Consider the following 23,475-nt stretch of genomic DNA (forward strand, 5'->3'; position numbering starts at 1 on the left):
TACGCGGATTGGCACAGGTTTTTTTCATGAAGATTAAAAAGTCATTAAACTTTTGAATGGCTTTCTGATCTAACCGGCTCACCTTCAATTTAACACATCCTTGCAGACCTTCCAAGTCAACAGGGATGTTTAATGCCGTCATGAAAAAGTTACTACTGCTTATTTCACTCCTAACCACCCTGGTCGTCCGGCTTCACGCGCAGGACGAGCCCTCAGTAACTTACCCCATTACCGGCAAACTCGAAGATCCGGACAAAAAGCCGGTCCCTTTTGCGAATGTCGCGCTGCTTGCTGCCAAAGACTCTGCATTACTCGGCGGTGGAACTGCCGATGAAAACGGCATGTTCAGCATTCCTGCCGAACCAGGCGCTTATCTTCTCAGAATCACATTCCTTGCATTAGACGAAAAAATCGTCGCGGACATCCGCATTATCAATCAGCCTGTCGCCCTGGGAACAATTTCGCTCACAGCCAGCTCGCGATTGCTGGAAGAACTCGTGGTACAGGGTGAAAAAAGCCAGATGGACCTGCAACTGGATAAACGCGTTTTCAATGTGGGGAAGGACCTCAGCAACATTGGCAGTAATGCTTCCGACATTCTCAACAACATGCCGTCCGTGACCGTGGACGTGGAAGGTAACGTTGCATTACGAGGCAGTCAGAATGTGCGGATACTGATCGACGGCAAACAATCGGGTATGGTGGGGCTGAACCCTGCGGAGGCATTAAGGCAAATTCCCGCTGACCTGATCGAGAGCGTAGAAATCATCACGAACCCCTCGTCGCGCTACGATGCGGAAGGGGAAGTTGGCATCCTGAACATCGTGATGAAGAAAAATATCCGGTATGGGCTGAATGGCTCATTCACGGGTACTGCAGGATATCCGTCCAATTTCGGCACTTCCTTCAATTTGAATTACAGGAAGAAAAAAGTCAACCTGATCGCCAACTATGGATGGATGTATCGCGAAGGCCCCGGCAAAGGCCATTCAAGACAGGAATATAATAGCGCAGATACCAGTTTTGTATACGAGCAAACCAACAACAGAACCCGGTCGGGCTACTCCAATAATATCCGGGTTGGATTGGATTATTTTTTAAATAACAACAATACAATCACAACTACCCTTTCGTACCGCAATTCTCAGAACGACAATAAATCGCTCCTGGAGTACCGGGATTTTGACTTCAACAATACCCTCACCCGCACCGTAACCCGTTCCGAAAACGAAACGGAACCCCGGACGAACATCGAGGTAGCATTGAATTATAAAAAAAACTTCGAGCGAAAGGGCCAAAGCCTGTCGTTCGACGCGAAATATATTCTCAGCGACGAAACGGAATCGTCGCGTTACCACGAACTGGCCAACAATGGCTCAGTCGATATCATGCAGAGATCGTATAACACCGAAGATGAAAAGAATTTCCTGGCGCAGCTGGACTACATCCATCCATTCGGAAAAAATGGGAAAATAGAGGCGGGCCTGAAAAGCTCGATCCGGATGCTCGATAACGACTTTTCTGTCCACCAGCAGAATGAACAAAAGCATTGGATTATTCTCCCCGACTACGACAACAGACTTGCCTACGACGAGAAAATCCATGCGGCATATCTGATGGCCAGTAATCAGTTTGATAAACTCTTCGTTCAGGCCGGTCTGCGCGGAGAGTACACCGACATTCTCACGGAACTCAAAAAAACCGCGGAGACCAATCACAGAAAATACTTTAACCTGTTTCCCAGCATTCATATTTCCTACAAACTGGAAGACAGCCAGACTTTACAACTGAGTTACAGCTACCGGTTAAGCCGGCCGGGGTTCCGCGATTTGCTGCCGTTTTCCAATTTCAGCGATTCACGTGTTTTCAGGTCAGGAAACCCGCTTCTTAATCCCGAGTTCACGCATTCATTCGAAGCAGGACATTTGCTGAATATGGAAAAAGGTACGTTCCTTTCCAGCATTTACTATCGTCGCAGATTGGGCGTAGTTGAAAACATCACCTCCGTAGATTCGACCGGCTTCACAACCATAACACCCATTAATCTCTCAACCGGTGATTCTTACGGTTTCGAGTTCAACCTGACCTACGACCCTGCCCCCTGGTGGAAGCTAACAGCCAATGCGAATATTTTCAGGGCCATGAACGAGGGCTTTTACAACGACAAACTTTACAAAAGCGACACCTATTCGTGGACCGGCCGCTTCTCTTCCCGGATTACGCTTTTCAGCTCCGTGGATTTTCAGAGCTCATTTAACTACCGTGCTCCCAGGCGAACCACGCAGGGTAAAGATCTGGCGATTTACTTCATCGACCTTGGGTTTTCCAAGGATATCCTGAAAGGCCGCGGCACGCTCACTGCGAGTGTCAGAGATTTATTGAATTCACAAAAAAGAAGAAGTATTACCGAGAATGCGGGCTATTATTCCAGTTCGGTATTCCAATGGCGCCCCCGGCAATTCCTCCTGACATTTTCCTATCGCCTGAACCGCTCGAAGGAAAAGCAAAATTTAGACAAACAGAGCGACTCCGGAGAGGAAGAGTAAATGTCGGCCCGAAAGCGCTACCTTTGCGGCCGAACTTCGTTTTTTTAACAATGCTTTTTATAGGAAAATATAATTACCTGACGATCGAGCGGGTAACCAGCGTCGGGATGTTTCTCAGTGATGTAGAAGGTGAAGAAGTGCTTCTACCCAATCAATATATCACGGATGAGATGCAGGTGGGCGACAATATCAAGGTGTTTGTGTACCTGGATTCAGAAGATCGGCCGGTAGCTACTACTCAGACCCCGAAAATCATCCGCAACGAATTTGCGTTCCTCGAAGTCAAAGATGTTTCTGAATACGGCGCATTCTTGGATTGGGGGCTGATCAAAGATTTATTCGTGCCATTCCGGGAACAGAACCCTCCAATGGAAGTGGCTGAGTGGCACGTGGTATTTCTTTACCTCGACCAGAAGACATCACGCCTGCTGGCCTCTGCTAAAATTGATAAATTCCTTGAAAATGAACGGCTCACCGTTAGCGAAGGCGACGAGGTTGATCTTTTGGTATGGCAAAAGACAGACTTGGGTTACAATGTGGTGGTGAATCAGTATCACAAGGGATTGGTATATGCCAATGAAGTATTCCGTGAACTTCATATCGGCGATTCTCTGAAGGGTTACGTCAAAAAAATAAGGGAAGAAAATAAGCTCGATATCAGTCTGCAAAAAACCGGTTATGAAGTTGTAGAACCGGTGGCGCAACAAATTCTGGACGAAGTACAAAAGTCCGAAGGTTTCCTGAGTCTCTCTGACAGTTCATCGCCTGAGGAAATATACAAGCGACTTAAAATCAGCAAGAAAGTTTTCAAAAAAGCCATTGGCGGGCTGTACAAGCAAGGCCGCATCAGAATTGCCGACGAGGGAATTTATCTGGCTTAGTAAGAAAATAGCCATCTGCCGCAGAGACAGATGGCTATTCCTTTTCGGGTTCTGCTACTTCCCGTACTTGTCCTTGTACTTTTCGTAGAGCCGTTTCTGTTTATCGTCCAGATTAACCTTGCCACCGCGGATGTAAACCATATTGATCACATTCCCGCGCATATCGAGGATATCTCCGTCAGAAACAAGCAATGATGCCTGCTTGCCTTTTTCAAGAGTCCCGACCTGGTCTGCCCCGATAATGTCTGCCGCATTTTTGGTAATGAATTGCAATGCCTCTTCCGGCGTTACTTCACCAAAGCCCGAGGCTGTTCCAGCCAGAAAGCCCAGGTTGCGCGTACGCCACCATTCATCCGCGTACGTAATCGCAACTTTCACGCCCGCTTTGTGCAGCAAACCCGGCAGTTCGTACGGCAGATAGACGTTCTCATCGACGCCGCCCGGAAGCCGGTGGGTCGTGTTTAATATAACAGGAACCTGGTTGTCTTTCAGGAATGCCGCGACTTTGTAAGACTGATCACCACCTGCGATCACAATCTTCTTCACACCCGCTTCCTTCGCAAAGTTGACCGCCTCAATGATATCTTTGGCGTAGTCTGCCCGGATGTACAGGTTTGCAGTGCCATTGAAAAGCGGCTTCATTGCTGCCAAACGCAGGTTCACCGGGCTAGGGTCTTTAAGCTCATTGTAAGCTTTTGCTTCCGTGAAAGTCAGTTTGAAGAGGTCAATAACTTCCTGCCGCTTATCATTCCTCTTGACAGAGTAAGTGAAGTCTTCATTATTGAAACTACCAGCCAGGAAGGGAGGCCAGCTCAGCCAGACCCCATCATCTTTTTTCAAAACGGCATCCTCCCAGTTCCACCCGTCGCTGTAAAATACCGAGGACGAACCGGAAATCGCGCCGCCTTGCGGGACTGCCTGTGACAGCAGGACTCCATTGCCCCTTAAAGTAGGGATTACCTCGGAATCAGTGTTATATGCCACCAGCGCACGCACGTGGGGATTGATCTCCCCTACTTCACGATAGTCCAGCGTGGCCCGTACAGAAGCTATTTCCTGCAAACCGACGGTGGTATTCAGTGATACAATACCCGGGAAAATATGTTTCCCCTTTACATCCACCGTTTCGGCGCCGCCCGGGACCTTTACAGTAGCGGCCGGGCCAACCTGCACAATTACGCCTTTATCAAACGCGATAGCGCCATTGGAGATAACCTCCCCGTTTCCGACATGGATCGTCGCCCCTGTCAGCACGATCGGCCTGGTCTGTGGTGTCGCGGGTGCCGGGTTTTGTGCACGGGATCCGTAAGTAAGTCCCAGCAAGAAACCTGCAATCAGAATATGTTTTTTCATTGTATTGGTTTTGAAAATCTTGAAACAGAATTTACCTGGCATCGCCGTGTTCCGTATGAATCCCTGCTACGTCTTCGCAATGCCACATGTGGGGCTTGGTCGCTTCGGGTTTTTGGGTAGGCTTGCCCTCCGCTTTGTCTCCAAGCATTTTCTGGATCAGTCGCTCACGCTCTATGGCGATCGTCTTTTGTTTCTCTACATCCTTTTTGCGATCAAAATAAATTGCGCCTTCCACCATCGTAAAATCAGGCCGGGCGTAGACCGACAGGGGGCTGGCATTCCAGAGCACCAGGTCTGCATCTTTTCCAGCCCTGACACTTCCCATCCGGTCATCTACATGTAACAGCTTCGCCGGGTTCAGCGTGACCATTTTCCAGGCCTCTTCTTCGGGCACACCGCCATACTCGACCGTTTTCGCAGCCTCCTGGTTCAAACGCCTTGCCATTTCGGCATCGTCGGAGTTGATCGCCACTGTCACTCCCTCATGGTACATCAATGCGGCGTTGTAAGGAATGGCTTCCTTCACCTCCATTTTATATGCCCACCAATCGGCAAACGTCGAACCTCCGATCCCCCGCTTCTGCATTCCGTCGGCAAGCTTGTAGCCTTCCAGGATGTGCGTAAATGTGTTGATCTTGAATTTCAATGAGTCTGCCACATGCATCAGCATATTAATTTCGGATTGTACATACGAATGGCAGGTGATAAACCGCTCATTGGCAAGAATTTCGGCCAGCGCATCGAGCTCGATATCCCGCCGAGGCGCGACTGCATTCGACTTTTTGGAATTCGCCTGATAGACTTTCCAATTGTTTGCATATTCTTTGGCACGCAGGAAATGGTCGAAATAGATCTGCTCCACGCCCATTCTGGTTTGAGGAAAACGCACGCGCTGAACATCCCCCCAGTTGGATTGCTTGACATTTTCACCTAACGCAAACTTGATCGTTTTGACCTCAGGGATCAACATTTCCGACGCGTTTGTACCCCATTTGAGTTTGATCAGGGCACTTTGTCCGCCAATCGAGTTGGCAGAACCGTGCAATAAATGCGAAGCTGTAACCCCTCCGGCCAGCTGGCGGTAGATGTTGATGTCATCCGGATTGATGACGTCACTCATCCGCACTTCGGCAGAGCTGGACTGCCCTCCCTCATTAATCGTAAAAAGTGCTATATGCGAATGCTCGTCGATAATACCACTTGTCAGGTGTTTCCCTGTCCCGTCGATCGTTCTGGCTCCGGCTGGTGCCGCTAATCCCTTTCCTACCTTGGTGATCTTTCCATTCTGAACAATGACATCTGCATTTTGCAAAATGCCTTCCTTCTCATTCGTCCATATCGTAGCATTCCTGATCAGAATGGTCTCCTTTACGGGCAAAATTTCATTTCCGTAACCTACAAACGGATACAGAACAGGCCCTGTTTCCTTCACTTTGACGGTCGCCGTATCTGCGACCGCGACGGCAACACTTTTTTCCGTCAATGTTGCATTCCAGGGAATGACTGTACCATTTGGCAACACGCCCTCCCCGGCCAATCCGTTTCCACTTAGCCATCCCGTCAGCCGGGTGGTTCCTCCCTCTTTTTTATCCTGCTGATAAGTCAATGTCAGCAATGCGTTGGAAAGGATCGCTTTCGGTGTGATTTTTATGGAATCCTGTACCGTGATTTTATACTCGGGCTTTTCGGGAGTACCGCTGATCTGTAATTTTCCTGCTGGCTGATTATTTAATGATAAGGCATAGGTACCTCTCAAATCCGGCGCATCCAGTGCCGTCAGGGGAAACTTCTTGCCCTGGATCCAGTTTTCATAAATCACATTTTCCTTTGCAAACAGATCCCCAGAGGTAATGATAAAATTGGCAAGCATTCCTGGTTTCAGGCTTCCAACCTTATCCGCGGCTTTGATTAACGAGGCGGGCAAAGTGGTGAGAGCTTCGAGCGCTTTTTCTTTCGACAGACCATATTCAATCGACGTTCTCAGGTTTTTCCAGAAATCCGCCTTGTTTTTCAGGCCTGCTGTGGTGAATGCGAACGGAATTTCGGCCTTCTCGACTTCCGATGCGTTACGCGGCGCCAGTTCCCAGTGTTTCATTTGGGTCATGGTGACAACCTCTGCGTCCCAGGGATCAGCTACATCGTAGGCGTCGGGAAACACCAGCGGAAGCAATACCGTGGCTTTGGTTTCTTTGATTTCACGAATGCGCTGGTACTCGTCTCCTCCTCCTTTGATGATATATTGTATCCCAAATTCATCACCGATCTTGTCGGCCCTCAACACACTGTATTTATCGCTGGTTTCAAAAAATGAGGGTAATCCCTTGATTTGATTGAATGCTTCTAGCGATAGGTTTGTCTCTTTCTTTTTGCCGCCTTTCGCATACCAGTCGGCATCATAATAGTTTTGCCTCAACAATGCGACAACGCCCATTGTAGACGATGGGTAGGTTTGGGAAGAACTTCCTTTACTGAATGAAAAATGGGCCGAAGCCTTGCTGTTGAGCATGGCTTTGCTGGCTGACTCGTCAGTCAGGGTCAGTAATGCGCCGCTCCCGCGCACGATACCATCGTGTGCATGAACAAGCACAGTCCCGAAACCGATCTTCCGGAGGTCTCCCGCCTTCTTCGCATCCGGCGAGAAAAGCATACCAGCATCGGTTTCCGGCTGAACAGACTGGTTCCAGCCAAATGCCCCTTTCTTATTGGACTCCAATTGGGGCGTCTGTCTGCCGGGCGCCCCCTGAACCCTCCTTACGTCCGGCATACCATAGTCAGAGTCGAGGTCGATCAGGGATGCGTAGATAAACTTCCCTTTCAGATCGATGGTAACGGTTCCGGCTGGTATTTTTACCTGCTTTCCCGTCTCCTGGATCACCCCATCCGCGATGAGCATGGTGGCATTTTCCAGCCTGGTTTTGGGATCCACCACGATGGTGGCATTGGTAAAAGCGTACCTGCCTGGTCTTTCATCATAAGCCCCGTTTCGCGGGAAAGTTTCCTGTGCCTGACAGTAGACCGCTATGCCCATACAGCCCAGTATCATGGATAATTGTTTAAACATATATCGTTGTTTTAATTACAGTTGTGCATGACAATATACAAGTAAAATCATGAAATAGGGGTTAGAAGACACGATTCGGGGGAAGTTGCAATTAGCCCGCGAAATTTTTATGTTGTTTTGATTTATTAGCATCTTGCAATCCATTTTGATCGCTTTCCTATCATTACTTTCTCCCTATGACATTCGAACAATTCCATGATTCGCTAACGCTTCCCTCCCCTCCCAAAGGCCTTCCCATCCTTCTGGAAGCATTATGGTATGACGCTAATGGAGATTGGGAAGCAGCCCATAACATTGCCCAGAGCAAAGAAGGAACCCAGCCTTATGACCGCCTGCATGCATATCTTCACCGGGTTGAAGGCGATGCCTGGAATGCCGGATACTGGTATCGGCGTGCTGGTTCAGAAGTATTTAAAGGCTCTTTGAAAGAAGAATGGGCGCATTTGGCTCAAAAATTTCTCAACAAAATATAAGTCTTTTACCTTATATTAGTCAAACATAAGGTTTTTAGCTTATATATTAAAAATATAAGGCTTTTTGCTTATATTTGTTAATTATAAGGCAAAAAGCTTATATGATATGGGAAAATTACAGGCTGTTTTTACAGCAGACATGGTCAATTACACCCTATTCCCGCGGGATGAGGCTACACGATGGATCGAAGAAATGATTGCCTTATTGCATAATGATCCATCTTTTAAATGGACGCTCAATCCGGAAATATACCGGGGTGACAGCTTTCAGGCTGTACTGAAAAATACAGATCAGGCGATGCGGGCTGCTATTCTCGCGCGCGCGTTTATGCGTGCGCAATCGCCCAATGCAGATCTGCGCATTGCAATAGGTATTGGAAAAACCGAGCAGCTCACCGACCGTGCCGGGACTTCCGACGGTGAGGCATTCAGGCTCTCGGGACACCTCGCCGACCATATCCGTAAACAAAAAGCAAAGATCGGCATTGCATTGCCGGTTCCGTCAGAGTCATTGAATGCGACGCTTGACCTGCTGGAAGCCCTGATTGAAAACTGGACTATGGCGCAAAGCGAAGTAGTGGTGGCCTTATTACAGGGAAAAAATATCACACAGATCGCAGAAATGCTGTCCATCAGCCAATCCGCAACAAGCCAGCGGGTTATCGCCTCTAAATGGTGGGCCATTGAAAGTTTTCTTACTAATTTTCCAAAGCATCTATCACTATACACCAAACGCTAACCATTATGACCGAATTTTTGCTGTTACTCCTGGCACACGTGCTCGTGGATTTTTACTGGCAGCCTACCGTATGGGTTGTTGACAAAAGGGAGAAAACATACAAATCGAAATACCTGTACTTGCATATATTACTGGTCATCCTGGCCTCCTATGTCGCATTAGGCCAGTGGCAAAATCCTCTGCCTGCCATTGCACTGGGAATCGCGCATGGGATTATCGATCTGATCAAAATTTCACTGGATAAAAAAGGATCACTAACCTGGTTTATCGCAGACCAAGCCGCACATATTGCAACCATTGCACTTACGGCATTGGTACTTACAAAACACCTGCAACCCGGCATTCAAACGTTCATAGTATGGTTTTATACCACAAAAACGCTCGCCACGCTATCCGGAGCCCTGCTTTCCCTCTCCCCCATCTCATTCCTGGTGGGTATCCTGACGAAACCCTGGCGCGAAGAATTAAGCCGACTGGCCCCGAATGCCGACGACAATCTCGCCAATGCAGGCCGATGGATAGGTATGTCGGAACGACTGCTCATTTTTGTTTTCGTGCTGGTCAACCAATTTTCCGCAATCGGCTTTCTGATTGCCGCCAAATCACTACTGCGTTACAACGACAAAGCGTCCGATTCAGGAATCCCGCCGGCCTATATCAGCAAAAAATCTGAATATGTACTGGTCGGAACGCTCATGAGTTACACCTGCGCCATTGCCGTCGCGCTGATCGTCCGCATGCTGAGTTAAAAATCCGGCAGCACGGTTAAACTTACTCATCACTTTTGCATCTAACCCCGGTATCTAAACTTTTTTGACCATGAAGAAAACATTGTTGGCCATATTACTGGCATTTGCAAGCTTCACAACCTACGCCCAACGTGGCGGCAATATGACGGCCGAGCAGCGTGCCGAAAACCAAACCAAAACATTAACCGAAAACTTAAAACTTTCGGAAGATCAGCAAAAGCAAGTGTATAATCTGAGCCTGGCGCGCGCGCAGAAAATGCAGGAGATGAGGGAGGCTCAGAACATCGATCGCGAGCAAATGAGGGCGTCCATGGAAACTTTCAATACCGAGGTCGCCAAGATCCTGACCGTTGAACAGCAGGAAAAATACAAAACCATGCTGGAAGATCGCCGCAATAACCGCGGCGGAGGTGGTGGCGGTGGAAGAGACCCCCGGAACTAAAAGCGTTAAAACAAGAAGGCTGCCCATTTCGGATGTGGCAGCCTTCTTGTTTTTATCAAATTCTAAATTATACTTTCGATTTGAGAAGCCTATCTCAGATCGCCATTTCTGTCTTAAACTCAGACGTGAAATGGAAGTGGATTGCGGGATTATTCTCGCGGTTCATCCGGATCATCCATTCAGATTCGGCCAGAAAAACCGGGTTACGGTCCTTGTCATAGGCAATCTGATTACCTTTCAAACGAATGAATTGTTCCATAGCCGGTTTTTCGTCCGCAGTAAGCCAGCAGGCACGGGAGACATTCATGGGTACCCAGCGGCATTTCGCTCCGTATTCATGTTCCAACCGATACTGGATCACATCAAACTGAAGCTCGCCCACAGTGCCCACTATCTTACGATTTCCAAGATCCAATGTAAAGAGCTGAGCTACACCTTCATCCGTCAGCTGCTGAATACCTTTTTCCAATTGCTTGGATTTCATCGGATCCATATTGATCAGTTCCTTGAATATTTCCGGTGAAAAACTCGGAATACCCGAAAAGTTCAGGATTTCACCTTCTGTTAATGTGTCCCCTATCTTAAAGTTACCCGTGTCATAGAGACCTACCACATCACCCGGGAAACCTTCGTCCATGACGCTTTTATCAGAGGCCATGAACGTAAATGGGCTCGAAAAACGAACGTCTTTACCCAGGCGTACATGCTTATAGAACTTGCCCCTTTCAAATTTACCCGAGCAAATACGCAGGAACGCAATGCGGTCGCGGTGACGCGGATCGAGGTTAGCATGTATTTTGAATACGAAACCGGTAAACTTCGGCTCCATAGGCTCCACCTCGCGCACATCCGTAGGCCGTGGCTGAGGAATCGGCGAAATGTCACAGAATGTATCCAGAAGCTCCTTAATACCAAAGTTGTTGATCGCGCTACCGAAGAATACAGGCGCCAGTTGCCCTTTCTGATAAGCTTCCTCGGAGAATACATCATAAACGCCCTCCACCAGCTCCACATCCTCTGTAAGCTGGTTCGCATCCCGTTCGCCCAGTAATTCTGCGAGACTTGCGTCTTCCAGACTCACCTTCGCCACGTCGTTCTCGATTTTGGTTTTATTGATCTTGAAGAAATACAGCATTTGCTCGTACAGGCTGTAAACTCCCTTGAAATTGGCACCCATGTTGATGGGCCAGGTAAGCGGACGCACGCGAATATTCAGCTTGCTTTCCAGCTCATCCAACAGTTCGAACGGATTCTGTCCTTCCCTGTCGAGCTTGTTGATGAACACGATCACAGGCGTATTACGCATCCGGCATACTTCCATTAACCGCTCGGTCTGCTCCTCGACGCCTTTCACACAGTCCACGACCAGGATTACGCTATCCACGGCGGTTAGTGTCCGGTAAGTGTCCTCGGCGAAATCCTTGTGACCCGGTGTATCGAGGATATTGATCAGCAAATCCTTATATTCGAAAGTCATCACCGAAGTTGCTACCGAAATACCCCGCTGCTTCTCAATCTCCATAAAGTCGGAGGTTGCCGTCTTCTTGATCTTATTGGATTTTACCGCACCCGCCGTCTGGATCGCGCCGCCGAAAAGCAGCAGCTTTTCCGTCAGTGTGGTTTTCCCCGCATCCGGGTGACTGATGATCGCAAACGTGCGGCGCTTCTTTATTTCTTGTAAATTACTCATACATAGCTGCCCCATTCAGGCAGGAATTTATCAGGAAAGTAGCCTAATGCTTTTTATTTCAAAGCATTGCTTTCTCTAAGCCTGTTGTGACAAAATAGCAAAATTTGCACAAAGATAAGAATAAAGAAGAGCCGCCCTTCATCGGGACGGCTCTAAATTAATAGCACCTGAGTGGAGCTTATATATCTGCTGATCTCAGTAATAAGAATGCTTATAATCCTCAACCGAAGTAAGGATCACCTCGTGTGCTTCTTCCCTTCCGTAAACATTGGTGATCTCGATATGCGCTTTTTCACCCGGCAGGTTTTTGTAGGTCAAAAAGTAGTGTTTCAGACGCTCCACAATCCCTTCGGGAAGTTCGCTCAGGTCGGAATAGCCTCCGTACACTTCGTCGCCTTTTAAAACGGCAATAATTTTATCATCTGCTTCTCCGCCATCGATCAGGCGGATACCACCGATAGGCTTAGCTTCGCACATGATGTTACCATGTGAAATAATTTTCTCACATAATACGATGATATCCAGCGGGTCACCATCGCCTTCTGTTACGTCTCGGCCTGAGCGCTCTCTTGCCAGCAACGCGATCTTTTCCGCGCAGTAGGTTTTTGGAATAAACCCGTACAATGCAGGAACAATGTTGGAATACTTCTGAGGGCGATCGATTTTGAGGTAACCGGTCACCTTGTCAATTTCGTATTTTACTGTATCGGTAGGAACAATCTCAATAAATGCAGTTACTAATTCGGGTGCCTTGTCACCCATTGGAATTCCGTGCCACGGATGTGCTTTGTGTACGTTAGCGATCATTAGTTGTGTAATGTAATAACTTAAACTAAAATTTCTTTTTCTCCGGCCTCTTCACTGGCCTGCCTTTTCCGCAATAGTGTAATCCCCTGTTTTCGAAACAGATTGCTTCACAAACAATTCTCCTAAAAATCCAGCAAGGAACAATTGAGAACCTACCATAATCGCCACCAATGCCAGAAAGAACATCGGGTTTTCGGTGACATTCCGGTAGGGCAGTAAATTGTAAATGTTATATATCTTTTTCCCGATCAGCCACACAGCTATAAGGCTTCCAAGAAAAAACATAAGGGTTCCCAGACTGCCAAACAAATGCATGGGCCTTCGTCCAAACTTATTCACAAAGGCGATCGAAAGCAAATCCAGGAAGCCAAAAATGAACCGCTCCAAACCGAATTTTGTGTAACCGTATTTGCGCGCGCGATGCTGTACTACCTTCTCTCCGATCTTCCCAAAACCATTCCATTTTGCGATCACCGGTATGTAGCGGTGCATTTCCCCATAAATGGTAATGTTCTTGACAACCTCTTTCCGGTAGGCTTTCAACCCGCAATTAAAATCATGCAAAAATACACCGGAAATGCTCCGGGTCGCCGCATTGAAAAGCTTGGTAGGAATCGTCTTCGTGATCGGGTCGAAGCGTTTCTTTTTCCAACCCGAGATCAGATCATAGCGGTCTTTAACGATCATGTCGTAAAGGTCCGGAATTTCGTCGGGACTGTCCTGAAGATCAGCATCCATGGTAATCACCACTTCACCCCTCGTTGCCTGAAAACCAGTTTGCAATGCCGCGGTTTTACCATAATTGCGTACAAAACGAAAGCCTCTCACATGCGGGTTTTGCACAGAAAGCTCTGTGATCACCTCCCAGGACCGGTCCTTACTGCCGTCGTCGACGAACAGGACTTCGTAAGAGAACCCGTTCTCGTCCATCACCCGCGCAATCCACTCGCAGAGTTCGGGAAGGGACTCTTCTTCGTTATAAAGCGGGACTACTACGGATATCTGAATAACTTGGTCGGTCATGTACAATGCTGGTAACGATGCTTGCGCCGTTAATTTGCCGCAAAGTTCGTGTTTTCCTGATCAAAATTTCAAATAAAAAGCTTTAAGCAACTCCTTGAAACGAGGATCATGCGTAACACCGTCCTTTTCATAAATATATAAATCTGAATCAACGTGCACATTATGAGCAAATTCAGCACGCTGGAACAGCATCAGAACACGAAATGCTTTTTTGTCTTCCTGATGAAACAACGTCAGTTTGCGTGTCAATACCCAACCGGCATTTTCTGCCTTTTCAATAAACTGGTTAGCTTCGTCCACCGGAAATAGCACATTCACTTTCCCCTCCGGCTTCGCCAATCTATCGATCGCAGTCAATAATTCACTGAAATCGAGTGACTTGGCATGATGTGCCATATTCTTTTTATCAATCGGAGAAAGCAGGTCGGATTGAAAGAAAGGGGGATTGGTGATGATTACATCATACTGATGATCCGAAACAAACTCCTGAACCGCCGAGTGAAACAATGTGATACGGTCGTGGAAAGGGCTTTGCTCTACATTTTCACCAGCCTGGTAAAAAGCTTCGGCATCAATCTCTACCGCATCGATCATGGCATAGGTGTTACGTTGCGCCACCATGAGGGAAAGCAGGCCGGTCCCTGCACCGATATCCAGGATACGGTCGGCATCTGCCACATCCGCCCATGCGCCCAGCACGCAGGCGTCCGTACATACTTTCATAGCACACTGATCCTGCCGGACCGTGAACTGCTTGAACCGGAAATGGGCGTTACGAGGCATATTGCTATTTATTTTCGTCCAAAATCAGCCGGATTCTCCCCCCAATATTCCGTCTCCCACTTCAATATCTTGTTGGGGTAACTGTTTGTTGCCAGCCAGCGTTCCGCGCGTTGCAACATTTCAAATAATGGCTTGTTCCGCGGCGTCAGGGCCAGTTTGGTATTCGCATGCTTCTTCTTGATCCAGGCCATCGCCGTTTTGGAATCGGTGTAAATCGGCAGATCGCTTTCTTTCTTCTGCAGATAGGCCAAAGCATGCACGATCGCCAGAAACTCCCCGATATTATTGGTGCCGTCCTTAAAAGGGCCTTGTAAAAAAATACGGTCACCAGTGGCATAGTACACGCCCTGGTATTCCATATCGCCGGTCGCGGTATTCCAGGCTGCGTCCACGGCAATCGCATTCTTGAGTGGCCTGCCTACATTCGCCGGCGGCTCCTGAATAGCCGGTTTGGAATCCTTCTTAGCGACAAACTCCCAATAATTGCGCTGGATAGCAGCCTCCGCCTCCTGTAAAGAATCAAACGACTTGTAGCGTGCATCCTCGAAGCCTTTAATCTGCGCCTCGCATTCTTTCCAGTCCGTGAAAACACCCGTTTTCCGGCCCTGCCACACTACGTAATATTTGCTTTTTTTCAACTCTGAATAATTGAATCTATATCAATGACCGAATGATTGATGAAGCCCTATTCCATCATCGCACCGCGACCCGGTCGGTCATTCAAAATTATTTTTGTTCCCACACCTGCGCCAAATTAACAATGACTTCAACCGCCTTTTCCATATCCTGAACGGACACCCATTCCAGTTTTGAATGAAAGGCGTGTTCTCCGGCGAAGATGTTGGGACATGGCAGCCCCATGAACGACAGTCTCGAACCGTCCGTCCCGCCACGAATGCTTCGCTGGATAGGTTTTAGGCCGGACCTTTCCATCGCCACCAATGCGTTCCGGAGCACTTCCGGATGTTGATCGAGTACCTCTTTCATGTTCCGGTACTGCTCTGTGATTTTGAATTCGGCCGAAGAATTAGGGAAGTCTTTCATCACATCTTCCATAATACGTCTCAGCATCGCCTCCTTTTCGTGCAAGCCCGCTACCGTAAAATCGCGAATGATGAAGCTCAAAACGGCCTTCTCCTGAATACCCTCCATTTGAACCGGATGGATAAACCCCTCCTTATCCTGCGTCGTTTCAGGCGACAGCTGATCTTTCGGCAGGCGCGCGAGTATTTCTGCTGCGATCTTCAGTGCATTTTCCAGCTTACCAATCGCATAGCCGGGGTGGGTACTAACGCCATGCAACGTAATTTTGACACCATCGGCAGAGAAGGTTTCATCTTCCAATGTACCTATGGCCTCGCCATCGACCGTGTACCCAAAGTCAGCACCGAGCTTTTTCAGATCTACCCGCTCCGTTCCTCTGCCCACTTCCTCATCGGGCGTGAACAGGATTTTAATATCCCCGTGCCTGATGTGTGGATTGGCAAGTAAATATTCGGCAGCAGCCATAATTTCAGCTACTCCGGCCTTATTATCAGCTCCTAACAGCGTTGTTCCGCTGGCGGTCACGATATCATTCCCAATTTGCTGATCGAGATCGTGCAACTCGCCAATTCTCAGAACTTGCGAATGATCATCCGGCAGGATAATATCGGAACCGTCCCAGTTTCGGTGCACGACCGGCTTTACATTCTCGCCAGAAACATCCGGAGAGGTATCCACGTGGGAGCAAAAGCAAATGACGGGCACATCACTTCGGTCGGAATTCGATGGAATGGTCGCATACACGTACCCGTGCTCATCCACGTGTGCATCCGCGACACCGAGCAGTTGTAATTCTTCCGCAAGCAGGCTACTCAGATTTCGCTGCTTTGCCGTGCTGGGAAATGTTTCCGAATTAGGGTCCGACTGGGTGTCGATCTGCACATAGCGCAGGAATCGTTCGAGAACAGAGCTCATAACCTTGAAATGGTTTTACAATGAGATATTAACCGATAATGGAAGCCAGATCCGCAGGAGAATAATTGATATTCTTCAAAGTCTTGTCATCGGCTGTCCGGTATACGAGGTACTTGCCGTTATCCTCCTTGTAATAGCATTCCGTGCCTTTGGCCTGGTAATGTGCCACGGTTGCTTCCGCCTCCGCGATTGTCAGGCACGCCTTCGACATATTGGACCTTTGCACCTCATCGAAAAGCGTTCGGAATTTCTCCCCCAACCCGAATTCCAGCACTGCTCCGGATAATACATATTGCAGATCACAAAGCGCATCGGCTACTTCCACGATATCCTTTTCCAGGATCGCAACTTCCAGCTCCTTCAACTCCTCGGCCAGTAATGCCACGCGCAGGCGGCTTCTATCTTCCGAAGGGATCGTCGGGGTATCCAGGATCGGATGTTTGAATGTTTTGTGAAAATCCGCGACCTGATTAAGGCTATCCAGTTGTTGCATTGTTATAATTGATTAAATATTGGTCTTAATTGAAAAACAGGCCTGTTAGCAGGCATTTACATCGACAGGTTCGTCTTGAACAACTTGATCGAAATCGCCAGGAGAATGATACCGAACACCTTCCGGAGAATATCGGTACCGCCCTGCCCGAGTTTCCTTTCCAGCCAGTTCGAAGATTTCAATACCAGGTAAATAAAAAACAGGTTCAGCAGAATACCTACCAGGATGTTCTGGATCTGATACGCCGAACGGAGCGACAGTAACGTTGTCATCGTCGCTGCCCCGGCGATCATCGGAAATGCGATCGGGACAATCGACGCCACGCTTACATCGACGTTACCATGTTTGAAAATTTCCCGCCCCAGGATCATTTCAAGTCCGAGCAGGAATAGGATAATGGCTCCGGCAATAGCAAAAGATGCAATGTCAACCCCGAAAAGGCTCAGCAACCGCTCTCCCAAAAAAAGGAAAATGACCATGATCAATCCGGCAACCAGCGTGGTTTTTTCGGATTCGATCTTACCGAGCTTCCGCCGGAAATCGACGATAACCGGCAATGAGCCAAGCACATCGATCACCGAAAAGAGGATCAGTGTGACGGAGACGATTTCCTTGAAATTGAACTTGAGCATACACTTTGGGGCGTTTCTATCCCGCAAAGTTGCTCAAAACGGACTGTTTACACAACCTTTAATCTCCCAGGCCGGGAAATCAAGCCGTTCAGGTAGCGCTTCCGGGCAGGAAGTTCAGAAATGTATTAAACTGCTTTTTGTACTTCTCTTCGTCGATTTTATAGAAGTATGCCCCCTTTTTGGAATATCCTTTCTGCTTTTCGTCCAGCTTTACCAAAAGGTTGGTAGAAAGTAACTTACGGCTAAAATTTCGCTTATCCAGCTCCGTACCAAAAATAGCCTCGTACAGCTTTTGCAACTGCGGAATCGTAAATTTTTCCGGCAATAGCTCAAAACCAATCGGATGCTGGGATGCTTTGTATCTCAAATGTTGTATCGCCAGATCGACCATCGTGCCGTGGTCAAACAGCAGCTTGGGCAACTCCTGCATCGAAAACCACTGTGCCTCGTAATTTTTGGAAATCTTGTGATCGTAATCTTCCACATTGATCAACGCGAAATAAGCGACCGACACCGTCCTTTCGACCGGATCCCGTTGCGGGCTTCCGAAAGTATGGAGTTGTTCGAGGTAAATGTCAGTGAGGTTGGTTAGTTCGAAGAGTATGCGGGAAGACGCTCCTTCGAGGCTTTCGTCGGGCTGGACCCATCCGCCCATCAGCGACCAGGTGTGATGCTCGTCTTCAATACCTCTCTTAACCAGCAACAATTTGAGTTCCTCGCCGTCAAAACCGAAAATAATGGAATCCAATGCAACCAGACATTTGGTCTGGGCCTGGTATTGCTTTAAAATATCTAATCGCACAATTTATTAAGCCGCGGGTGAGTAGGTTTATTTTTAGTTATAAATACAATGAGCGGCATTTACTACTCATTTGCTTCGTTAAGAGCCATTCTCGCCAAGAACCGCTTCAATGTACTTATTTCATCCGAACTGATCGCCGGGAAATTCGCAATGCGAAAACTGGTCTCCTTCTCTTTCCCATAACCATTTCCGAGCGTGATGCCCTCCTCCTTCGCCGTCTTTTTCAGTTCCGCGATCCGTTCTCGGGTACCCCTGACGGCCACAACCGTGTCCGAACGGACGGCTTTGTTCTCCACCATCAGCTCGTAGCCGTACTCCATTAGAAATGCGTACCATTCGGAAGCCCTTTGCCGGGTCTGGCGATCGACTTCCTCGATACCGGGCACTTGTTGCATCACCTTGCCCAGCAGGTATATCCCCAGCGTATTGGGTGTATACGGAGTCTGGAATTTGAGGAAATTGTCACGGATAAAAAGCAGGCTGTTGTAATGTTTATTCTCCCCGATCTGTATGGCTCGATCGATCGCCTTGGGTGAAACAACCATAACAGCCATGCCTGCCGGCAATCCGAAGCATTTCTGTACGGAAGCATACCAGATGTCGGCATTCTCCCAAGGCAAAGTAACCCCTGCCATGGAGGAAGTAGCATCCACCGCAATGAGGTTATCCACCTTCTTACGAATATCCAGCAGGAAATCTTCGGGTATTTTGGTACCGTTCGAAGTCTCGTTATGCGTTACGCAGATCAACTCATTACGGGAAAAGGCGGCAGAACGATCCATCAGAAACGTATCATTGAGCCCGAAAGCTGCGTCGCTGGTGCGAAGCGAAATCCGGTGGGTATATTCCATCCATTTTTCACCAAATGCCCCATTATAAATATGCAGGCTGGAATCGATGAGCAGTGACTGCGCGATAATTTCCCAGCATTCCGTTGCCGATGAAACAAAATAGACCTCGTAGCCGGCCGGAATGTCTAATTTCAGTTTCAGGTCGGCTATTGTTTGTGCCAGCATTTGCATGAAGCCTTCGCTGCGATGGTTGGCGCTGATCAGCCCGCTTTCAAATGCCTCGCGGATATATTGTTCAACCTGCGGATATACCTTGGACGGACCGGGATAAAACGTGACCATAACTTCCTGTTTTTGATTTAAACAAAAAACATCACAGGTGAGAATTTAGTCCCCCAACCTGTGATGTCCGATATACTGCCATGGGCAGATCAATTACATAAAACCTTCGCGGATCATGGCTTTCTCCAATTTCTCGCCCAGTTCCTTCGATGCTTTCAACAATGGCAAACGTACATCAGCGCCACAAACACCCTTGATTTCCAGACACTTCTTGATCCCAACCGGGTTGGATTCGATATACAGCAATGTGTCGAACTCCAGGAATGCCAGTTGTAATTTGGCGGCCTCCTTAAAACGACCCTCCAGTGCATGCCAGGTGAGTTCATGAAACTCTTTCGGGAATGCATTGGCGATCACCGAAATCACGCCGTGCCAGCCTACGCTGACCATCGTGGTGACGAGATTATCGTCGCCCGACAGCAAGAGAAAATCGCCGGGCACGCGCGCGGCAAGTTCCATACTCTGTTCGATACTGCCTCCCGCGTCCTTGATACCGATAATATTCGGATGCGCTGCCAGCTTGACGATCGTATCGGCCTTCATATTGATCACCGTGCGGCCGGGTACATTATACAACAGCACAGGCACCGGGGAAGCGTCCGCAATGGCTGTAAAATGCGCGATAACACCTTCCTGAGTAGGTTTATTATAATAAGGACAAACAGACAGGATCGCATCGACGCCATGGAAATCAGTTTCCTGGATCGTGTCGAGTACGGCCTTGGTATCATTGCCGCCGATACCGTAGACGATCGGCAGCGACTTGTAGTTATGCTTGATGGTAAATGCCAGGATATCACGCTTTTCCTTCGAGGACACGGTAGGCGATTCGCCGGTTGTTCCCTGTACAACCAGGTAGTCTGTACCACCTTCGGTAACCAGGTCGATCAGTCTTTTCAGACCCGGATAGTCAATCTCATTCTGCTCATCAAAAGGTGTGATCAGCGCCGCGCCTACCCCTTTGAAACGTTGGTCCAATGGCATTATTTACTTATATAATTGTTAGATTTTAAAACACAAAGTTAGCCTTCCGGGGGCATTTTTCTTTACTTAATTGCCAATCATTGCTAAAAATTCTTCCTCAGAGAGGATAGTCACACCCAGTTTCCGCGCTTTTTCCAATTTGGAGGGACCCATATTCGCGCCGGCGAGCAGGTAATTGAGTTTCCCGGAAACCCCGCTCAGCACTTTTCCTCCGTTGGCTTCTATTTTTTCTTTCAGCTCGTCACGCTCAAAGTTTTCGAAAACACCGGAAATCACAAATGTCTTGCCTTCCAGCAGATCGCTTTCGATTTCAACAGGCTTTTCGTCGCCCTCCATTTGCAGGCCGGCCTGTTCCAAACGCGCTACCAAAAGCTGGTTTTCCGGTACGCTGAAAAACGATTCGATGCTCAATGCAATGCGCCCGCCGATCTCCGGTACCGCAACGAGCTGGTCATAAGTGGCTGCGCGCAGTGCCCGCATCGATTTGAAATAGGCAGCCAGTTTTTCTGCAACGGTAGCGCCGACAAAACGGATACCCAATGCAAAAAGCACGTTCTTGAACGGCACAGTCCGCGACAAGTCGATACCCTTCAGGATATTATCTACCGTTTTTTCACGGAAGCTGATCTTTTTAACTTTACCGGTTTCCTCATTTAAAAGGTTCTTTTCGAGGCCGAGCAGTTTGTCGTAATTCAAATCATACAGGTCCGCGGGTGTGCGCACGAGGTCGAGATCGAAGAGCAGCTCGATTTTACCTTCACCCAAGCTCTCGATATTCATCGCCTTCCGGTGAATGAAATGCTCAATACGGCCTTTCAATTGCGGCGGACAATGGCTGTCGTTCGGGCAGAAGAATGCGACTTCACCCTCATTTCGCTGCAATTCGGAGTTACATTCAGGGCAATGCGTCGGGAATGCGATCGGTTCGGTTTCATATTTTTCACGTTGCGAAACATCCACACCCGTGATTTTCGGAATGATCTCCCCGCTCTTTTCCACAAAAACCGTATCGCCTATACGGATGCCCAGCCTTAGCAGCTCATTCGCATTATGCAACGTTGCGCGTTTCACGCGGGTGCCCGACAAATGCACGCCTTTCACCTGATTGTAGGGCAATGCACGCTCTGAAAGATCACAAAGATTCGCGACCGGAGTAACCGCCCCCGTGCGTCCCACCTGATAAGTAACCATCCTGAGCACGGCCGGCTTGTTTTCCGCCTTGTACTTATAAGAAATGGCCCAGCGCGGGCTTTTGGCAGTAAAACCGAGTTCCCGCTGCTGTGCGAACGAGTTTACTTTAATCACGATACCGTCCGTGGCGAGCGGCAGGTGCGTACGTTTTTCCTCCCATTCATGAATATACTCGATTACCTCGTCGATATTCGAAACCTTTTTCCAGCCTGGCGAAACGTTGAAGCCCCAGGCTTTCATACCCAGTAAACTTTCTTCCTGGCTTGGAAAAACATCATTATCCGTTAAAAAATAATAGAGATAGCAATCCAGACCGCGTCGTGCCGTCTCGGCAGAATCCTGCAATTTGAATGAGCCGGAAGCCGCATTGCGTGGGTTCGCGTACTGATTTTCGCCCAGCGTATCCATTTCTTCATTCAATTTTTGGAAAGAAGTGATGGGCATAAAACCCTCACCGCGGATCTCGAATACCGGAGGCAGATTATCTGCTTTGACGCGCAACGGCAGTGAACGGATCGTTTTTACGTTATTGGTGATCTCGTCGCCACGCGTACCGTCGCCCCGCGTTACGCCGCGTACGAGGATGCCGTTTTCATAAGTAAAACTGAGCGATATCCCGTCGAATTTGAGCTCGCAAATGTATTCGAAAGCCTCTCCGTCAAGCCCCCGACGCACGCGATCATCGAAATTGCGAAGCTCCTGCTCATTGTAAGTATTGTCGAGCGACAGCATCGGATATCGGTGGTAAACCGCATTGAATGTTTTGGTTACCGCCCCACCAACCCGCTGCGTAGGGGAATCGTCCTGCCTGAACTCGGGATATTCTGCTTCCAGCGCCTGCAACTCTTTAAGCAACTGGTCAAAATCGTAATCCGATATTTCGGACTCGCTATCCTGATAGTAGCGGTTGTTATAATAGTGTAGCTTTTCGGACAGCTCCTGGATTCTTTGTTCGGGATTCATGATGATCACGGCGGCTTTAATGATTCGGCCCAAATTTAAGACTTATTCCAAATTTTGAGCATGTAATCGATGGCATGTGACCATTTGCAAATCCCAACGTATCAACAGGACATTCACCTATCAGCCACATACCGAGGATGTCGCGCATTTTTTGTATTTTCGTTTAAAACGGACACGCCCATGAAAACCCTGGAACCGACCATTTACTACAATCCGGACCTGACGCAGATCATCAATGGAGAGGAAATTATGTCGCCTAGTCCGAAACAACCGCATCAAATCGCTTCGGCGAGGCTATTGCGAATGCTGATGAACTTTGTGGTCGATAAAGAGCTTGGCGAGATCTATCACGCGCCTTTCGACGTCATCTTTGAAGGGAATTTCAATCACCTTCAACCGGATATCCTTTTTATTTCCAATTTATTTCCAACAAAAACAAGGAAATGGTGCAGGACTGGGTACGTGGCGTACCCGATCTGGTCATTGAAATCGTCTCGCCGGGTTCTGAAAAGATGGACGCTGTTATCAAGAAGGGAATTTCTGAGCGGTATGGCGTACCGGAATGCTGGTTGGTATTCCCGGAAAAGGTTTGCATTGAAGTTTACACCCTCGTGGAAGGTAAATACGCTTTGCTTGGGTTATTCGCGGATCAGCAGTTGGTACATTCACAAGTGCTCGGCAAGCTATCGTTCCCTGCGGATACCGTTATTAAATGATTACCAACCACTTAACCAACACAAATCCTTCAAATTACCCTCTTTGCCCATAAAT

General features: G+C 48.3%; 21 protein-coding genes. 7 read left to right on the forward strand and 14 right to left on the reverse strand.

Going from position 1 to position 23,475, the window contains the following annotated elements; genetic code table 11:
- The first annotated feature begins 140 nt into the window (after positions 1-140).
- On the forward strand, positions 141-2,546 hold the full coding sequence (locus BP71_RS33975; protein ID WP_496386126.1) for a TonB-dependent receptor domain-containing protein: 2,406 nt from the start codon (positions 141-143) through the stop codon (positions 2,544-2,546).
- Positions 2,547-2,596: 50 nt separating this feature from the next.
- A complete protein-coding gene (locus BP71_RS33980) occupies positions 2,597-3,427 on the forward strand; it encodes a CvfB family protein (RefSeq protein ID WP_496386128.1) in 831 nt (276 codons plus the stop codon).
- A gap of 54 nt (positions 3,428-3,481) precedes the next feature.
- On the opposite strand, the gene BP71_RS33985 is transcribed toward BP71_RS33980, so the two are convergent.
- Both BP71_RS33985 and BP71_RS33990 read right to left on the reverse strand, forming a co-directional pair.
- Positions 3,482-4,780: an amidohydrolase family protein gene (locus BP71_RS33985; RefSeq protein WP_496386129.1), complete on the reverse strand. Its 1,299-nt coding sequence runs from the start codon at positions 4,778-4,780 to the stop codon at positions 3,482-3,484.
- A 31-nt stretch (positions 4,781-4,811) separates the two neighbouring features.
- The gene (locus BP71_RS33990) at positions 4,812-7,841 is read right to left on the reverse strand and encodes an amidohydrolase family protein (protein WP_496386131.1); all 3,030 of its coding nucleotides are present in this window, start codon (positions 7,839-7,841) and stop codon (positions 4,812-4,814) included.
- 176 nt (positions 7,842-8,017) lie between these two features.
- On the opposite strand from BP71_RS33990, the gene BP71_RS33995 reads away from it, so the two are divergent.
- The 4 genes from BP71_RS33995 to BP71_RS34010 all read left to right on the forward strand — a co-directional run bounded on the left by BP71_RS33995 (position 8,018) and on the right by BP71_RS34010 (position 10,244).
- Complete coding sequence (locus tag BP71_RS33995; protein WP_496386132.1) at positions 8,018-8,314, forward strand: hypothetical protein; 297 nt, start codon at positions 8,018-8,020, stop codon at positions 8,312-8,314.
- A 106-nt stretch (positions 8,315-8,420) separates the two neighbouring features.
- Positions 8,421-9,053, forward strand: coding sequence for a hypothetical protein (locus BP71_RS34000; RefSeq protein ID WP_496386133.1), 633 nt, complete (start codon positions 8,421-8,423; stop codon positions 9,051-9,053).
- A gap of 5 nt (positions 9,054-9,058) precedes the next feature.
- Entirely contained in the window at positions 9,059-9,802 is a 744-nt protein-coding gene (locus BP71_RS34005) for a DUF3307 domain-containing protein (protein ID WP_496386134.1), read from the forward strand.
- A 70-nt stretch (positions 9,803-9,872) separates the two neighbouring features.
- Positions 9,873-10,244 carry a DUF4890 domain-containing protein gene (locus BP71_RS34010; protein ID WP_496386135.1) on the forward strand — a complete coding sequence of 124 codons (372 nt, stop codon included), beginning with the start codon at positions 9,873-9,875 and terminating at the stop codon, positions 10,242-10,244.
- A 94-nt stretch (positions 10,245-10,338) separates the two neighbouring features.
- Here BP71_RS34010 and BP71_RS34015 read toward each other — a convergent pair whose 3' ends face one another.
- From BP71_RS34015 to ligA, 12 genes are all read right to left on the reverse strand, one after another.
- Positions 10,339-11,934: a peptide chain release factor 3 gene (locus tag BP71_RS34015; protein ID WP_496386136.1), complete on the reverse strand. Its 1,596-nt coding sequence runs from the start codon at positions 11,932-11,934 to the stop codon at positions 10,339-10,341.
- Positions 11,935-12,129: 195 nt separating this feature from the next.
- The gene (locus BP71_RS34020) at positions 12,130-12,741 is read right to left on the reverse strand and encodes an inorganic pyrophosphatase (RefSeq protein WP_496386138.1); all 612 of its coding nucleotides are present in this window, start codon (positions 12,739-12,741) and stop codon (positions 12,130-12,132) included.
- Between the two features lie 51 nt (positions 12,742-12,792).
- The gene (locus BP71_RS34025) at positions 12,793-13,764 is read right to left on the reverse strand and encodes a glycosyltransferase family 2 protein (protein ID WP_496386139.1); all 972 of its coding nucleotides are present in this window, start codon (positions 13,762-13,764) and stop codon (positions 12,793-12,795) included.
- Between the two features lie 60 nt (positions 13,765-13,824).
- Entirely contained in the window at positions 13,825-14,547 is a 723-nt protein-coding gene (locus BP71_RS34030) for a tRNA1(Val) (adenine(37)-N6)-methyltransferase (protein WP_496386140.1), read from the reverse strand.
- Positions 14,548-14,555: 8 nt separating this feature from the next.
- On the reverse strand, positions 14,556-15,185 hold the full coding sequence (locus BP71_RS34035) for a ribonuclease H1 domain-containing protein (RefSeq protein ID WP_496386142.1): 630 nt from the start codon (positions 15,183-15,185) through the stop codon (positions 14,556-14,558).
- An 88-nt stretch (positions 15,186-15,273) separates the two neighbouring features.
- Positions 15,274-16,506, reverse strand: coding sequence for a peptidase T (gene pepT, locus BP71_RS34040; RefSeq protein ID WP_496386143.1), 1,233 nt, complete (start codon positions 16,504-16,506; stop codon positions 15,274-15,276).
- 28 nt (positions 16,507-16,534) lie between these two features.
- Positions 16,535-16,999, reverse strand: coding sequence for a pyrophosphohydrolase domain-containing protein (locus BP71_RS34045; RefSeq protein WP_496386145.1), 465 nt, complete (start codon positions 16,997-16,999; stop codon positions 16,535-16,537).
- A 56-nt stretch (positions 17,000-17,055) separates the two neighbouring features.
- Positions 17,056-17,631, reverse strand: coding sequence for a MarC family protein (locus tag BP71_RS34050; protein ID WP_496386146.1), 576 nt, complete (start codon positions 17,629-17,631; stop codon positions 17,056-17,058).
- Positions 17,632-17,719: 88 nt separating this feature from the next.
- Positions 17,720-18,433: an NUDIX hydrolase gene (locus BP71_RS34055; RefSeq protein WP_496386147.1), complete on the reverse strand. Its 714-nt coding sequence runs from the start codon at positions 18,431-18,433 to the stop codon at positions 17,720-17,722.
- A gap of 62 nt (positions 18,434-18,495) precedes the next feature.
- A complete protein-coding gene (locus BP71_RS34060) occupies positions 18,496-19,566 on the reverse strand; it encodes an aminotransferase class V-fold PLP-dependent enzyme (RefSeq protein ID WP_496386148.1) in 1,071 nt (356 codons plus the stop codon).
- Positions 19,567-19,659: 93 nt separating this feature from the next.
- Positions 19,660-20,550 (reverse strand): 4-hydroxy-tetrahydrodipicolinate synthase, encoded by an 891-nt coding sequence (gene dapA, locus BP71_RS34065; protein WP_496386150.1) that lies wholly within the window; start codon positions 20,548-20,550, stop codon positions 19,660-19,662.
- 66 nt (positions 20,551-20,616) lie between these two features.
- A complete protein-coding gene (gene ligA, locus BP71_RS34070; protein WP_496386151.1) occupies positions 20,617-22,704 on the reverse strand; it encodes an NAD-dependent DNA ligase LigA in 2,088 nt (695 codons plus the stop codon).
- A gap of 443 nt (positions 22,705-23,147) precedes the next feature.
- Between ligA and BP71_RS34075 the strand changes: the two genes are divergently transcribed.
- Complete coding sequence (locus BP71_RS34075) at positions 23,148-23,420, forward strand: Uma2 family endonuclease (protein ID WP_496386152.1); 273 nt, start codon at positions 23,148-23,150, stop codon at positions 23,418-23,420.
- Positions 23,421-23,475 lie beyond the last annotated feature (55 nt).

This window comes from Dyadobacter ginsengisoli DSM 21015, from assembly GCF_059568735.1.